We start from the raw sequence: 14765 nt of genomic DNA, 5'->3' as shown, positions 1-14765 counted from the left end.
TTGCCATTCTTCACAATATGGGTGGAATCACAAGCAGGACAAGCCGGGCGGGGATTCGACATCGAACAACAGCGGGAACTCTACCCTCCTATCCTTACATTTTTAGGACTACCCTAAAAATTTGCCCACCACTGCTCGATAATCCCCGAATTGTCATCAACTGTTCGGGGTGACAAGGATGTGCACACCGTTGCTAATATCAACTCCGCTCAAGCTTCGGATTCCTTGAGAAGATTCATTAAGCTATCGATCAGGCGATCGCTCTCCATCGGCAGAATATCATGACCGTGAAGCATTTTCTGTACCATCATGAAATGAACTAATGCACCTAAAAAAATGCGTGCGGTTGCTTCAGGATCGGCAATCTTTAAGTTTGGACTCGATGCCAGATACTGGCTTAATGTTTCAACGCCCGGTTTTACCAACGTCCGAACAAAGATTTGCGCCAGTTCGGGAAAGCGTCCAGACTCGCCAATAATTAGCCGCAACAGGGCAATTTCTTCACCATCGCAAATGATCTCATTCAGTGCCTTCGTTAATAGCTGCCGCAGCACGACGAAAGCATCTCCTTCCGACGGCAGAAAACGTTGGATGATGGAAAACTTTCTTTGAGCAAACCGTTGGACGAGGGCAGTGAACAGTCCTTCTTTATCTTGAAAGTAGGTGTAAACCGTTGGTTTGGATACGCCAGCCGTCTTCGCCACCCGATCCATGCTGGTGGCGGCATAGCCATGCACCAAAAACTCTTGCATTGCGCCTGTCAATATCTGTTCGGCTTTCTCTCCCAACCCATCCTGCTTCGGTTCCGTCATCTTCGTCTGTCTCATTCATTCCTGACCTGATTGTCACAGTCATTCTAGGGGCATTCGCTTTGAGGAGTTCTAGAGAATTTTCAGGACTCCCTTGACGTTATTATACTAAACCGTTTAGTTTAGTTATAGAAAAACTAAACGGTTTAGTTTAGTTGCTTCCTAGAACTGGGGAATCTGACAGATGATGCAAGAAGTGGCAGCAGGTAATCCATCCTCGAAACGTCTTTCCCGACCACTGGCTCTGCTGGCGATCGCTGCAACGCTGGCAACAAGTGGAGTGATGGCATATAGCGTTTCGCAAGGGCGTATCCAGCCATCCAGTCCGACCCCATCCACGGCTGTCAGTACGCCCCGAATCCAGACGGTGACAGCGTTGGGACGGCTAGAGCCAGAGGGGGAAGCGATCGCGCTTTCTGCACCAACATCTGCTGAGGGGAATCGAGTCGAGCAACTGTTAGTCAAAGAAGGCGATCGCGTTGCTAAAGGACAAGCAATTGCGATACTCAACAGTCGCGATCGCCTCCAGGCATCTGTGATGCAGGCACAAGAACAGGTGCGAGTTGCCCAAGCCAAATTCGATCAGGTGCGTGCAGGAGCAAAGACGGGCGAAATCCAGGCGCAACGCTCCCAGATTGCCCAACTGGAAGCTGAACGGGTTGGGGACTTGAACGCGCAAGCCGCTACCGTTGCCCGTCTGGAAGCCGAAGTCCAAAATGCACAGGTGGAGTATCAGCGCTACGCATCGCTTTACCAAAATGGAGCCGTTTCGGCATCCCAGCGCGATAGTAAGCGACTGATCTTGACAACTTCCCAAAAGCAACTCCAAGAAGCGCAAGCCGCCCGCGATCGCACTCGCAATTCTCGCCAACAGCAACTAAATGAAGCCCGCGCCACCCTGGAGCGAATTGCAGAGGTGCGTCCAGTAGACGTACAGGTAGCTCAAGCCGATGTTAGACAAGCCTTAGCAGCCGTTGAGCAAGCCAAGGCAAACCTAGAACAGGCATCTGTGCGATCGCCTCAAGATGGTCAAATCCTCAAAATTTACACCCGTCCCGGCGAACTAATTAGCAATGACGGGATTGCCGAAATTGGGCGAACCCAACAGATGTTTGCGATTGCCGAAGTTTATCAGAGTGACATCAAGAACATCCGTCCAGGGCAAACAGCGCGGGTGAGTAGTGACTCCATTGACAGCGAACTCAGCGGTACTGTCGAACAGGTTGGCTACAAAGTGCTGCGCCAAGACATTGTGAATAGCGATCCGTCCGCCAATATTGATGGGCGCATTGTGGAAGTCAAAATTCGTCTGGATGCAGACTCTACTCGCAAGGCTGCCCGACTCACGAATCAGCAAGTTAAGGTGGTCATTGAACTATGATTGGCTTCCAACAACTCCAACGCCGGACACCTTTAGGATGGCTGCAACTGAGTCATCAAAAAGGAAAACTGGTCGTAGCGTGTGCGGGTGTTGTGTTTGCAGATGTCTTGATGTTGATGCAGTTGGGGTTTCAGAGTGCGCTATTCAACAGTGCGGTTCTTGTCCACAATAGCGTTCGCGCCGATGTCGTTCTGCTCAGCCCTCAAGCTCGCAATCTATCAAATATGTCGTCCTTCCCGCGACGGCGTTTGTACCAGTCGATGGATATTCCCGGCGTTCAGTCTGCGGAAGCGCTCTACGCCAACATGGTGAACTGGAAGCATCCCACCACCCAGCGCGAAACGAGTATGCTGATGTTGGGATTTGACCCTAACAGCTCAGTCTTTGACCAACCAGACATTAACCAACAATTAAACTCGATCAAGCTGCCTAACACAGTTTTGTTTGACAGCGGTAGCCGTGGAGACTACAAAGCAGCGATCGCGCAACTCGAACAAAACCAGCCACTGAAGACAGAAATTGAGCGCCATAGTGTTACCGTTGCTGGCAAAATTCGCATCGGGTCTTCCTTTGGTGCAGACGGACACTTGATTACCAGCGACCAAAACTTTCTGCGGCTGTTTCCCCGCCGACAGGCAAGCAGCGTCAGTGTCGGCTTACTGCAACTGCAACCTGGAACCGATCCAGTGCAAACGGTACAAGCATTGAAAGCACACTTGCCGAATGATGTTCAGGTTCTGACTCGGCAGGAATTTATCGAATTTGAAAGAAGCTACTGGGCAAAAAATACACCGATTGGATTTATTTTTAACTTGGGCGTGACAATGGGCTTCATTGTTGGCGTCATTATTGTCTACCAAGTTCTCTCAACAGATGTGAACGCACACATGGGAGAATACGCCACTTTCAAGGCAATGGGCTATCGCAATCGCTACCTACTCATGGTGGTGTTTGAAGAAGCCGTTATCTTGGCAATCATCGGCTTTATTCCTAGTATTGCCATTTCCGCAGGACTGTACCGCCTGACTCGTAATGCGACGAATTTGCCTCTGTACATGACTGTGGCGCGAGGAATTTTCGTACTGATGTTGACGATGGTGATGTGTACCTTGTCTGGAGCGATCGCTACCCGCAAATTGCAATCCGCTGACCCGGCTGATATGTTTTAGGTTTATATTATGTCTCTTCAACCTGTTATCTCTATTCACAACCTCGATCACTACTTTGGTCAAGGTCAACTCCGCAAACAAGTTTTATTTGACATCAGTTTAGAAATCAATGCGGGTGAGATTATCATCATGACCGGGCCTTCTGGTTCCGGCAAGACCACGCTGCTAACTTTAGTTGGTGGATTGCGATCTGCCCAATCGGGTAGTCTACAGGTGTTAGGACAAGAACTTTGCGGTGCAAATCCGACAGCACTGGTACAAGCGCGACGGCACAATGGTTATATCTTTCAGGCGCACAACTTGCACGGTAGCTTAACGGCACTCCAGAACGTCAAAATGGGCTTAGAGTTGCATAAAGGTATTCCTTTGCATCAGATGCGCCAGCGCTCAGCCGAAATGCTAGAACAGGTAGGATTGGCAAATCGGATCAATTACTATCCTGCCGATCTGTCGGGTGGGCAAAAGCAACGGGTAGCGATCGCCCGCGCCTTGGTAAGTCATCCTAAACTCATTCTTGCTGACGAACCGACTGCTGCTCTCGATAGCAAATCCGGTCGTGAAGTCGTTAGCCTGATGCAAACACTGGCGAAAGAACAAGGTTGCACCATTCTACTGGTCACTCATGACAACCGCATTTTGGATATTGCCGATCGCATTGTTCACATGGAAGATGGACATTTAATAAGTGATACTGCCAAGGTTGCAGCGGTCACTTAGAAATTATTTGTCAATAGATGAGCTAGAGGCAATCTGCACTTTTTAATCTGCAATGAAGCCATCGAACGCAAATGCAGGGAAAGCGTTGATGGATTTCAAAAATTCCTATCACACCATCACAAACAGGCATCCTGACATCCATCTGAAGCGATCGCACGATCGAGCTTCTTACCATTTCCTTTACTATACTGGCACTCTGAGCGACTATAGTCATGTCCTTAGCGGATAGCCTTTTGCTCACCAATTATAGTTGGCTGAACATTGCCGCAACTGCCTAAACTTAAATTATGACAGCAGGTGATCGCACTCAAGCTTCCCAGGTTGGTTCAAAGTTCATTAGTGCATTCATAGCCCGTTGCAAACTACCAGAACTTGCTTGTGCTGGTTCAACCTGCCAATTTTGTTGAACAAACTGGATGAGTTGACCGTTGTAATCTTTACCGATTTTGGCAGTGCTATTGGAATCGGGTACAATCGCATCGCGCAAGTTTCGCTTCTTTGATTTACGAGCTAGGTTAATTAGAAGTTGTTTGGGATCGGGTATCTCATCTACATCACCAGGAATCAAATTTACTGAAATATTGAGGAATTCTGCAAATGCTTCTCGATGTGCAAGTAGCCATGCTTCCACTTCTTTAATAGCGACTCGAAAGATTAAATTTGGATGCCTAGGTTGAGGCAGCCAACTTGAGATAAGGGACAGAGGACATTCTGCATTATCCAAATCAGTTAAGACTAAATACGGCATTCCCTTTGCGCCATGATTAAGTCCGGAAATATTCTTTTTGATATAGCCATTTCCTCTACCATGTAAGCAGTTTCCAACAGAAAATGGACGTTGAGATTGCTTCAGCATTTCCTTCAGCACTGCTTCACTTAATGCATCTTCAACGACTAAATTAATGGGAATATCAGTCATTTGACTAAGATCAGTTTATCAATTGCTGGCGGTACTGTAAGAGGTAGTGCAGCATCTGCAATACTTAAACCTCCTTCCAATAAGAGTTTGATATCCTTAATTAAAGATACTGGTTCCACTTTTGTACCTTCAGCCGTAGGAGTCATCAATAAAACTTCTTCACCTCCAATTCCCTCATCTGATAGTAAATCAGCACTGTGTGTACTAAGCATAATTTGTCGCTTTTTCGCCTTTTGTAGACGGTAAATCAAAGAAGGTAACTTGGAAGTAATACCAGCATTTAAAGATAATTCTGGTTCTTCAAGTAGAAGAAGAGAGTCACTTTCAAGAAGAGACCAGAGTAAACCAATGAGACGTAAAGTCCCATCCGAAAACTGATCCTCACGCTGTTTGCCTGCTCCAGGTCGCCAATGTTCATAAACCGCTTCCAAGTGAGGAATGCCCATTTCATCTTTAACATCAGTCAACTGTTTTAACTGAGGAACTGCAATCCGTAAAGCATCCTCAATCTTTTTTAAGCGAGAACGGCGAGTTTTTTCTGGAGTTTTAGTAACACGCTCCAAAAAATTTCTGCCAAAAGGATCTCCTTGGATTCCTGCTCCACTAAAAGCTTCGGGATAGCGTAATAGTTGAGGTACTAGATGCAAGTATAAGGTTGATTCAAGAAACTTCGGAATTTTTCTAAACTCTGCATTTGCATTAATCTGTTCTAAATAGGTTTGAGTTAAACGTAAAACATCTCTTTTATCTTCAGTGTTTGGACGATCAATTAACTGTTTATCACCTTTCCAAACTCTCTCATACGAAAGAACAGGTTCATTTTGTCCTCCTTTCTTTTGTTTAAGTCCAATAGCATATCTCCAAGTAGGTGCTGTTTGTAATTCGTTTTCCGATAAATGCACTTCTATCTCAACATCAGGATATCGTCTCGCGTATAGGCATCTGATTTTGGATAGACCTCCTCGATCTCTCACAGCCTTTTGCAATCCACCTCCATCTTTAGCGAGGTCTCGCAGAAATCTTAGAGCATCAAGAAAATTTGATTTGCCAGAGGCATTAGAACCAACAAGAAAAACACGATCTCGTAGGTCTACATCCACTGACCGAAAATTTCGCCAGTTCTTCAGAGTAATGTGAGAGATAATCATTAGTGTGATTGCTTCTTGCCAATAGGTTGGGTTGATGTAAAGAGACCAATATCTCTATTCAAAGATGTTTGAGTTCTGCTATCTCTAACTCATCCTAATAAAGAGAAAAATCAATCTGAACAATGAGTGAAGCATGAGTTGGAGCTATGGCGTGTTCACCCGTGTATTTGTTATGAATGATGGGCGCAATCACATCAACGAATGCCAGAGACAAACGGTGCAAGCGCTCTCACCTAAAACCACTCATATCATATCTTGCTTCCATTGCGAACATTGGGCAAGACTGGTACGACTGTAGATTGTCGCTGCTATCAAATTGCCGAGTTCAAAAAGCTACAGCAGATTTCTATTGTGGGTCTTTTTGTTGTAGGCGTTGCTGGAGTAATCATCGGTGCATGAGAAAATAGATACCCGCGAGAGACTATCTACAGAGGTTGAGAAAAGTATTCAAAACTATTGGTATGAAGGGCGCTGTCCTCAAAGTGGTGAACTGCTGAGACTACCCCGCACCCCGGAAGCAGAAGCGATCGCTAGAGAGTTAATGCAGCATCTTGCCAATAATGACTGTTATTCCGATGAAGGCAAGATGTATGGAATCCTGCTGGTTGAACTGCCGAATGGCGAACAACAGATACTTAAAGCCTTCTCCGGTCTTCTCAATGGTAATAGTACAATCGAGGGCTGGGTGCCGCCAATTCCGGGACGAGACGAAGTTGCCCTAGAAGAAGCTTGCACTTTAGCCCAACTGGAGGCGATTAAGCAGGAATTGATTACCCTAAAGCAACTTCCAGAATGGCAGCAGTACGAAACCCTGTCTCGCAAGTTTGCACAGCAGTTGCAAGAAATGAGCGATCGCCATCGAGATTGCAAGCAGCAACGACACCAAAAACGTCAGCTAATCTGCGAAACACTAACTGGAGAGGCGCTAACGATTGCCCTCGAAGAACTTGACGAAGAAAGTCGTCAGCATGGAATTGAGCGACGTATGCTCAAACGCCAGCAGAATGAAGTGTTGCAGCCACTTAAGCAACGGATTGAAGCAACCCAGGCGCGGATGCGCGAACTCAAAAAACAGCGCAAAGAACTATCCCGCGAATTGCAGACTCAGATGCACGCGGCATATAGCCTGACTAATTTTGCAGGAGAGTCTCTATCGTTGCAGGAATTGATGCCAGGAGGCTCGATGCCGACTGGAACCGGAGACTGTTGCGCGCCTAAGCTGCTGCACTATGCGGCAACGCATGGACTGAAGCCATTGGCAATGGCAGAGTTTTGGTGGGGGTCATCATCAGCCGATGGTGACAAAATTCAGGGAGAATTTTATGGAGCCTGTGCAGAACGCTGTCAGCCACTGATGGGATTTTTACTATCGGGATGGGAACCCTCCCCCCCCTTTCCTTCCCCCCTCCCCCCCCTTAAAAAGGAGGGGATGGAAGAGAGAGTAAGAAGCCCCTCCCCTATTAGGGGAGGGGTGTGGGGAGAGGTTCCCATTGTTTATGAAGATGAATGGCTGATTGCGGTGAACAAACCCGCAGGGTTACTATCTGTACCTGGTCGTTATCGCGATCGCTTTGATAGTGTCCTCAGTCGCTTGCGTCATCTATTGCCGGATGGCATGGCGATCGCATCTGTGCATCGTCTGGATCAAGAAACATCTGGTATTCTCTTGCTGGCACGCGATCGCTCAACCCATCGTCAACTCAGTCAGCAGTTTCAGCAGCGGCAAGTTTACAAGGTTTACGAAGCCTTACTTTCCGGTTCTGTGACAATTGAGCAAGGTGCGATTGAATTACCGCTGTGGGGAGATCCGGAGAATCGTCCGTATCAGAAAGTTGATGAACGCGGTAAACCTAGCTTGACTCGCTTCCAAGTTATCGCCAGGGAAGATAACTATACTCGTGTAGAGTTTATGCCATTAACCGGACGCACCCATCAGATCCGGGTTCACGCTGCCGATCCAAAAGGGCTTGGGATAACGATATTAGGCGATCGCCTTTATGGATGTCGTGCAACTGTCAGTCGGTTACATCTGCACGCTAGAGAACTTCGCTTTGTGCATCCGCAATCTGGACAACCTTTGCATTTACAAACAAAGACACCGTTTTGATGAATTGCTTTGATGACGGTAACTGATTAAAAAGCGCTCGGTACTTCAAAAAGATCCCCGCAAAACACTGATGCCAAAAGTGGACAAAACACCCCCAGAACCGATGGCAATCATTTTGCCATCCGGACTAAAGGCAATGCTGGTTGTGTATATGCGACCAAGATTTTGGTCGTTAATAGAAGGCTCAAACAGTGTTTTAAGTAGCGTTCCAGTCCGCAAATTCCACAATTTGACTGAGTGATCCCAAGCAGCCGTAACCAGTTTCTGCCCATCAGGGCTAATTGAAATGGAAGCGGAACCTCCGGGTAATGTGTGGAGAAGCTGCTTTGTTCTCAGGTTCCATATCTTGATGGAATCTGCAACACTGACAAGCGTTTGCCCATCTTGAGCGATCGCAATGGAACTAATTGGGCTAGTCTGTCCTTCGAGAGTACCCAGCACTTTTCCTGTCTTGATATCCCATAGCTGAATGCTAGTGTCCGTACTAGTATTTTGATCCACATATTCTCCACCGCCAGTCGCGAGTATCTGGCTGTTTGGGCTGAGGGCAATCGACCGAATCGGGGTTGATTGTGGATTGATAGTCTGTAGCCGTTTGCCTGTTTTCAGGTTCCACACCAACACTTTCTTGTCATTACTGGCACTGACTAAAGTTTGCCCATCGGCACTGATTTCAAGGTGATTGACTGGTTGTGAATGACCGTTCAAGGTGCGGAGAAGTTTATTCGTTTTCAGATTCCACACCTTAATCGTTTTGTCATTATCCTGTGCCTTACGGTCAACAGTCACCAAGGTTTGGGTATCGGGAGTAATTGCAACGACGCCTGCGGCATATATTTTTTCATTCAGGGTACGCAGCAGCTTACCTGTTTTGAGGTTCCACAGCTTGAGTGCCCCGCCAGGGCTATGGCTAACCAGGATTTGACTATTCGTATTGAAGGTTAGAAAAGTAACATCGCTGTTATGCCCGCTTAAATTGTAGATTGGCTCAAAGTCTCTTTTGGAGTTAGCGGTTGTTGAACTGGGTTGGGTTGAGGGTTGGGCTGTTGACGGGAGTTTAGCGATCGCGCCAGTGGCAATTGTTGCCATAACAGCCAGAGCGAGCGCATTTTTCCAAGACAATTGCTTGAGATTTTTCATATAGATAGGTATATAGCTCAGGTAGGACAAAAACTTTATGACTCGCCGATACAATCCAATAAGACGGCAGTTGTATATGCAAATGTTGCCGTCATAACAGCTACAACAGCCCGACCTTAACAAAGCAATTTGCGATCGCACATCACCCAGTTGATTCACCCAACTGATTGATGCTTTTTTGAACTGGCAGGTCTTACGGCATGAACGCGCCTACGCTTACGTCCTACCTAACCTAGAATTTTTCAAGGGTTTCAGGAGTTTTGAATCGTCTTTCAAGGGGTTAAAAACCAAAGTTGATTTCTGACCCCCGACTCTCTGAAATTGTCCAATTGGTGTTCATTGTTCTGCTTAGAGCCACCCAGCACATCCATGACTTTTCCACTCAAAGCATCTTTGAAGAGCCGGGAAAATCCGCCAAAAATGGTGAAGCGGTCAATATACCAACATTGGTTGGTGCGGATCGTCCTCCGGTCTATTTCTTACTTTCGTAGGGACATCTGGCTGATCATCACGCTCTTATTTTTGATTGGGGCATCGGTGCTTTGCAACCTTCTCAACGCTTGGCCTATGGCGATTCTAGTCGATACGGTTCTCTCCCCAACCCCGAAACCCAACTGGATTCATCGGCTGTTTCTTGCCCCGTTTGGTGAAGGCAAGCTGAACCAAATTTTCGGAATGGCGTTCGTGGCGATGCTCATTAGGATCGTGAGCGATACCGTCATCATGCTCCGCAAGATGTTGAACTACCGCATCCAGTACAACGGAACCTTGCGGGTTCGCACCGAACTCTACGACAAAATGCAGGCGCTCAGTCTTGGCTGGCACGGTTCGCGATCGCAAGGCGATGCCATCTATCGGTTGAGCTACGATAGCCTCGGCCCTTGGGGGGTAATCGATACGCTGATCGGCTCTACCGCTGCATCGGTGACGCTGACGGCGATGATCTGGATTATGCTGTCGCGCCATGTCCTTCTCACCGTGTTTGCACTTTCGTTCACGCCGCTTCTGTTACTCGCGAACTGGTACTTCGAGGGAAGGATTCGGCGTCGGGCGTTTGAGTCGAAGCAGACCGATGCGATCATGACCTCAACCATGCAGCAAGCGATAGAGTTGATCGGACTCATCCAGTCTTTCCGTCGAGAAGCGACGGAGTCGCGGCGCTTCACGCGGGTGGTCGATCGCAGCGTCGCTGCCTCCATGCGGCTCCATTGGCAGGAAAACCTGTATCCGCTCGCGGTTCAGGTAGTCTTCGCTCTGGGAAGCGGGGTAATCTTCGGCTACGGCGGGTATCTGGTCTATCGCGACCAGTTTTTGCGCCAGGTGCCGAACGGCCTGACCCTCGGCGATCTGATCGTATTCTTGGCATACCTTAATCAGTTCTGGGACCCAATCGGTTGGGTGTTGGGGTTCACGACCAAGATCCAGACATTCGTAGCCTCATGCGATCGCGTGTTTACAGTCATTGACGAGCCACCCACCATCAAGGACGAGCCTGATGCGCGATCGTTTCCCGTCCATCCCCGCACCCTAACCCTTTCCAACGTGAGCTTTGAGTACATCCCTGAGCGACCCGTGTTACGGGAAATCGATGCAACTATCGAACCGGGTCAGATGGTAGCGTTTTTGGGTCCAAGCGGCACAGGAAAAAGCACGCTGCTCAATCTCTTGCCACGCTTCTACGACCCGACAGGGGGCAGCGTCCAACTCGACGGTTTCGATATCCGCACCCTTAAGGTTGCCGATGTCCGCAAACACATGGCGCTGGTCACGCAAGGCAGTCCGCTTTTCCCCGGAACGATCGCGGAGAATATTACCTATGGCTGCGAGGAAGCGACCTTGCAAGAGATTCGGGAGGCGGCGGTGGAATCCGGGGCGGCTGAGTTCATCGAAGCCTTGCCGGAGCGGTACGATACGATGCTCAGCGAGGGCGGACAGAACCTTTCCGGCGGACAGCGGCAGCGTTTAGCGATCGCGCGGGCGCTAGCCACGAAGGCTCCGATACTCATCCTCGACGAACCGACGAGTTCGCTAGATTTGAAGCACGAGCAATGGGTTATAGAAACCCTCCAGCGTCTGCGTCGCAAAAGAACAATTATCTTAGTGACGCACCGACTCGAAACTGCCGTAGACTGCGATCGCATTTTTGTGATGCAGGAGGGCGAGATCGTCGAGGAAGGCACTCATGACGAACTTCTATCCCAAAAAGGACTCTACTTCCGAATGCTGGGCTACAAGCCATCCTCGACCTGACGATGCTAGAAAATTGAAACACTTTAAGCTCATTCCCCGCCTGAAGGTCGGAGGATCAGCGCTAAAGCAGTCAATTCTACAGATTCCCACTTGAGATTTTGTTCGGGTAATTATCGCACCCGGCAACATTCTGGAACACGATGGTAAGCGACAGTTTCAGATAGGCTATGAGTGTCTAGAAATGTCCCTCTAATCAAGACATTGGAGTTCGCATGGCAACTTATCTGGTTACGGGTGCTAATCGCGGAATTGGTTACGAATATTGTCGTCAACTGCAAGCGCGGGGAGAGCAAGTAATTGCCATTTGTCGCAGTGCTTCTGAGGAGTTGAAGCACCTAGGGGTGCAGGTTGAGGAGGGGATTGATATTACCTCGGATGCTTCCGTTGCTTCTTTACGCGATCGCCTGGGTGACACGACGATTGATGTTTTGATTAACAATGCCGGAATTATCAAGCGCGTGACGCTGGAAAACTTGGATTTTGAAAGCATTCGGGAACAGTTTGAGGTGAATGCGCTGGGACCTTTACGAGTGACTCATGCGCTATTGCCACTTCTCAAAGCAGGCTCCAAAATCGCCTTGATGACGAGTCGCATGGGTTCGATTGCAGATAATACCTCTGGCAGTTCCTATGGCTATCGGATGTCGAAGGTAGCGTTGTCGATGGCTGGCAAGTCGCTGTCTCTCGATCTCAAACCGCGTGCGATCGCAGTGGCAATTCTGCATCCAGGGTTAGTTCAAAGTCGTATGACGAACTTTAGTGGCATTACGCCGGAGGAGTCGGTGAAGGGGTTGTTGGCTCGAATTGATGAGTTGACGCTGGAGAACACAGGCACTTTTTGGCACGCGAATGGAGAGATGCTGCCTTGGTAGGTGTGTGATACGGACTGGAGGAACTAGAAGAGGCTATAGCCCAGTTGCAAGGAATTTTGCAAGAATTGGGTGAGGAAATCAGTTTGTAGGTGCGGAGTGAGAACTATGCACAGCATCACACTAAAATCCCATATCGGTAGCGATGGTATGAGAGAAGGTTCATTTACCTGACATGAGAAATACAGATATCGAGGTTGTCATTGTCTATCAAACTACCCTGCCCAAAGGTGTTGAAGCTGAATCTGTTTCACAGTTTTACGGATGTATTCAGGATGACTCATTTATTAGACATCCTCAAAACGAACAATCTGAACCCGAACCCTTGTAATAAAATATCTTCTTGATACAAATGTCTGCATTATTTATCTAAAAGGCAGAAATTTAAACTTAAAGCAGAGGCTTAAGTCGGTTCCTATTCAAGACATAGCTGTTTGTTCGATTATATCTAGTCTTAACGCTTGCCTCTGGAGGAATTGGGATGAGTCCGTTTGAAACCTATGCGCGAGATTTGCAGGAAATTCGAGCGACGGGAGCAGCAGTTAAAGAGACTTCCTATTATGGGGCGTTAGAGAAACTGTTGAATGAGTTAGGCAAGGCGCTAAAGCCGCAAGTGCGCTGTGTGATGCAATTGAAGAATATCGGTGGGGCAGGAATGCCAGATGGAGGCTTGTTTACTGCCAGTCAGTTTCAGAGGAAATCGCCTGACGTGCCTGCAACTCCCACTAATCCAGAACGGGGCGTAATTGAGATTAAGGGGACTGGGGATGATGCTTGGGTAGTTGCGGAAACAAAGCAGGTTTCTAAATATTGGGACAAATATCGTCAGGTATTGGTGACGAACTATCGGGATTTTGTGCTGATTGGGCAAGATGCCAATGGACAACCCTCCACTCTGGAAACTTATCGTTTAGCCAAGAATGAGGCGGAGTTTTGGGAAAAGGCGAAGAATCCCAGACAATTTGCCCAAGAGCAGGAGGAACAATTCACGGAATATCTGAAGCGGGTAATGCTCCAGTCTGCCAGTATTGCCACGCCGAAGGATCTTGCCTGGTTTTTGGCTTCCTATGCCAAGGATGCAAAGGCACGGATTGAGAAAACCGATATACCTGCATTGGAGACGCTGCGTAAGGCGTTAGAAGAAGCTTTAGGGATTACGTTTACAGGGGATAAAAAAGATCCCAAGAAGGGAGAGCGGTTTTTTAAGTCCACTCTGATTCAAACGCTGTTTTATGGCATTTTTTCGGCGTGGGTGTTGTGGCACAAGCAGCAGGAACGGGGGCGGTTTGACTGGCGTGTAGCAGGTTATTATCTGCACGTTCCAATGATTAAAGCATTGTTTGAGAAGGTTGCAACTCCTACCCATGTTCGCAGGCTGGATTTAGAGGAAGTGTTGAACTGGACAGGGGAAGCTTTAAATCGGGTTGATCGCACCTCTTTCTTTTCTAAATTTGAGGAAGGACAAGCAGTTCAGTATTTCTATGAACCATTTTTGGAAGCATTTGATCCACAATTACGCAAGGAATTAGGAGTCTGGTACACACCGCCAGAGATTGTGCAATACATGGTGGCGCGGGTGGATACGGTGCTGCGGGAAGAGTTGCAGATTGAAGACGGATTAGCCGATCCGAATGTGTATATTCTTGACCCCTGTTGTGGGACGGGTGCTTATTTGGTGGAAGTATTGCGGCGGATTGATGCCAATTTGCAAGATAAAGGCATTGGGGCGCTGGTGGGTTCGCAACTAAAAGCAGCAGCCATGAATCGGGTGTTTGGCTTTGAGCTTTTGACGGCTCCGTTTGTGGTAGCGCACTTGCAGTTAGGATTGCTGTTGCAGAATTTAGGTGTGCCGTTGAGTGATGAGCAGGAACGGGTAGGGGTGTATTTGACGAATGCACTGACCGGATGGAAACCACCAGCAGAAGAAGTTAAAGCTAAATACGAACAACTTTCAATTTCCTATCCTGAACTTGAACAAGAACGGGAAGCAGCAGATGAAGTAAAACAAAACAAACCTATTTTGGTTGTTTTGGGAAATCCACCCTATAACGCTTTTACGGGAGTCAGTTCTGAAGAAGAACAAGGATTAGTAGAACCTTATAAGTGCTTATGTAAAATAAATTACACATAATAAAAAGTAGAATAAGCTAAAACAAAAGTCAAGAAAACAAGAGACTTATGAGATTTATTAGAGATTTAAGCCGAGAAACTCAAAGGATTCTCAAAAGAATTTATAAAGAAAGTAGACATCATCAA

Annotated in this window: 12 protein-coding genes and 1 pseudogene; 9 read left to right on the top strand and 4 right to left on the bottom strand. The window is 47.7% G+C overall.

The genetic code is table 11. From position 1 onward, the window contains the following. Nucleotides 1-209: 209 nt before the first annotated feature. Nucleotides 210-827, bottom strand: a complete 618-nt coding sequence (locus tag NDI34_RS25300; protein ID WP_348234184.1) for a TetR/AcrR family transcriptional regulator — start codon at nucleotides 825-827, stop codon at nucleotides 210-212. Between the two features lie 166 nt (nucleotides 828-993). Here NDI34_RS25300 and NDI34_RS25295 point away from each other — a divergent pair, with 166 nt between their 5' ends. Genes NDI34_RS25295 through NDI34_RS25280 form a run of 4 tightly spaced genes read left to right on the top strand, consistent with a single transcriptional unit; the run spans nucleotide 994 to nucleotide 4305 of the window. After that, a complete protein-coding gene (locus NDI34_RS25295) occupies nucleotides 994-2190 on the top strand; it encodes an ABC exporter membrane fusion protein (protein ID WP_348234183.1) in 1197 nt (398 codons plus the stop codon). Further along, a complete protein-coding gene (devC, locus tag NDI34_RS25290) occupies nucleotides 2187-3359 on the top strand; it encodes an ABC transporter permease DevC (RefSeq protein WP_348234182.1) in 1173 nt (390 codons plus the stop codon). Before NDI34_RS25295 ends, devC begins: the two co-directional genes overlap by 4 nt. A 9-nt stretch (nucleotides 3360-3368) precedes the next feature. Beyond that, on the top strand, nucleotides 3369-4076 hold the full coding sequence (locus NDI34_RS25285; RefSeq protein ID WP_348234181.1) for a DevA family ABC transporter ATP-binding protein: 708 nt from the start codon (nucleotides 3369-3371) through the stop codon (nucleotides 4074-4076). 52 nt (nucleotides 4077-4128) lie between these two features. Continuing rightward, the gene (locus NDI34_RS25280; protein WP_348234180.1) at nucleotides 4129-4305 is read left to right on the top strand and encodes a hypothetical protein; all 177 of its coding nucleotides are present in this window, start codon (nucleotides 4129-4131) and stop codon (nucleotides 4303-4305) included. Between the two features lie 78 nt (nucleotides 4306-4383). On the opposite strand, the gene NDI34_RS25275 is transcribed toward NDI34_RS25280, so the two are convergent. After that, nucleotides 4384-4995 carry a hypothetical protein gene (locus tag NDI34_RS25275; RefSeq protein WP_348234179.1) on the bottom strand — a complete coding sequence of 204 codons (612 nt, stop codon included), beginning with the start codon at nucleotides 4993-4995 and terminating at the stop codon, nucleotides 4384-4386. Next, complete coding sequence (locus tag NDI34_RS25270) at nucleotides 4992-6143, bottom strand: AAA family ATPase (protein WP_348234178.1); 1152 nt, start codon at nucleotides 6141-6143, stop codon at nucleotides 4992-4994. The genes NDI34_RS25275 and NDI34_RS25270 overlap by 4 nt, the downstream gene beginning before the upstream one ends. Before the next feature lie 391 nt (nucleotides 6144-6534). On the opposite strand from NDI34_RS25270, the gene NDI34_RS25265 reads away from it, so the two are divergent. After that, complete coding sequence (locus NDI34_RS25265) at nucleotides 6535-8250, top strand: pseudouridine synthase (RefSeq protein WP_348234177.1); 1716 nt, start codon at nucleotides 6535-6537, stop codon at nucleotides 8248-8250. 45 nt (nucleotides 8251-8295) lie between these two features. Here NDI34_RS25265 and NDI34_RS25260 read toward each other — a convergent pair whose 3' ends face one another. Then, entirely contained in the window at nucleotides 8296-9390 is a 1095-nt protein-coding gene (locus tag NDI34_RS25260) for a WD40 repeat domain-containing protein (RefSeq protein WP_348234176.1), read from the bottom strand. Nucleotides 9391-9759: 369 nt separating this feature from the next. On the opposite strand from NDI34_RS25260, the gene NDI34_RS25255 reads away from it, so the two are divergent. The 4 genes and pseudogenes from NDI34_RS25255 to NDI34_RS25240 all read left to right on the top strand — a co-directional run. Next, nucleotides 9760-11640 carry an ABC transporter ATP-binding protein gene (locus tag NDI34_RS25255; protein ID WP_348234175.1) on the top strand — a complete coding sequence of 627 codons (1881 nt, stop codon included), beginning with the start codon at nucleotides 9760-9762 and terminating at the stop codon, nucleotides 11638-11640. 212 nt (nucleotides 11641-11852) lie between these two features. Then, complete coding sequence (locus tag NDI34_RS25250) at nucleotides 11853-12512, top strand: SDR family oxidoreductase (protein WP_348234174.1); 660 nt, start codon at nucleotides 11853-11855, stop codon at nucleotides 12510-12512. A 172-nt stretch (nucleotides 12513-12684) separates the two neighbouring features. After that, nucleotides 12685-12840, top strand: a complete 156-nt coding sequence (locus NDI34_RS25245) for a hypothetical protein (protein WP_348234173.1) — start codon at nucleotides 12685-12687, stop codon at nucleotides 12838-12840. 150 nt (nucleotides 12841-12990) lie between these two features. Further along, nucleotides 12991-14613, top strand: a pseudogene (locus NDI34_RS25240) (N-6 DNA methylase); the annotation flags it as partial. Between the last annotated feature and the right edge of the window lie 152 nt (nucleotides 14614-14765).

Source organism: Trichocoleus sp. DQ-U1, from assembly GCF_039961925.1.
Classification (GTDB): Bacteria; Cyanobacteriota; Cyanobacteriia; order Cyanobacteriales; family FACHB-T130; genus FACHB-T130.
This window is presented reverse-complemented; position numbering and strand designations above follow the sequence as displayed.

Coding starts and splice junctions, on each gene's coding strand:
- NDI34_RS25295 (WP_348234183.1), top strand. CDS start 994: ATGATGCAAGAAGTGGCAGCAGGTAATCCATCCTCGAAACGTCTTTCC.
- NDI34_RS25300 (WP_348234184.1), bottom strand. CDS start 827: ATGAGACAGACGAAGATGACGGAACCGAAGCAGGATGGGTTGGGAGAG.
- NDI34_RS25275 (WP_348234179.1), bottom strand. CDS start 4,995: ATGACTGATATTCCCATTAATTTAGTCGTTGAAGATGCATTAAGTGAA.
- NDI34_RS25285 (WP_348234181.1), top strand. CDS start 3,369: ATGTCTCTTCAACCTGTTATCTCTATTCACAACCTCGATCACTACTTT.
- NDI34_RS25260 (WP_348234176.1), bottom strand. CDS start 9,390: ATGAAAAATCTCAAGCAATTGTCTTGGAAAAATGCGCTCGCTCTGGCT.
- NDI34_RS25245 (WP_348234173.1), top strand. CDS start 12,685: ATGAGAAATACAGATATCGAGGTTGTCATTGTCTATCAAACTACCCTG.
- devC (WP_348234182.1), top strand. CDS start 2,187: ATGATTGGCTTCCAACAACTCCAACGCCGGACACCTTTAGGATGGCTG.
- NDI34_RS25250 (WP_348234174.1), top strand. CDS start 11,853: ATGGCAACTTATCTGGTTACGGGTGCTAATCGCGGAATTGGTTACGAA.
- NDI34_RS25280 (WP_348234180.1), top strand. CDS start 4,129: ATGAAGCCATCGAACGCAAATGCAGGGAAAGCGTTGATGGATTTCAAA.
- NDI34_RS25270 (WP_348234178.1), bottom strand. CDS start 6,143: ATGATTATCTCTCACATTACTCTGAAGAACTGGCGAAATTTTCGGTCA.
- NDI34_RS25255 (WP_348234175.1), top strand. CDS start 9,760: ATGACTTTTCCACTCAAAGCATCTTTGAAGAGCCGGGAAAATCCGCCA.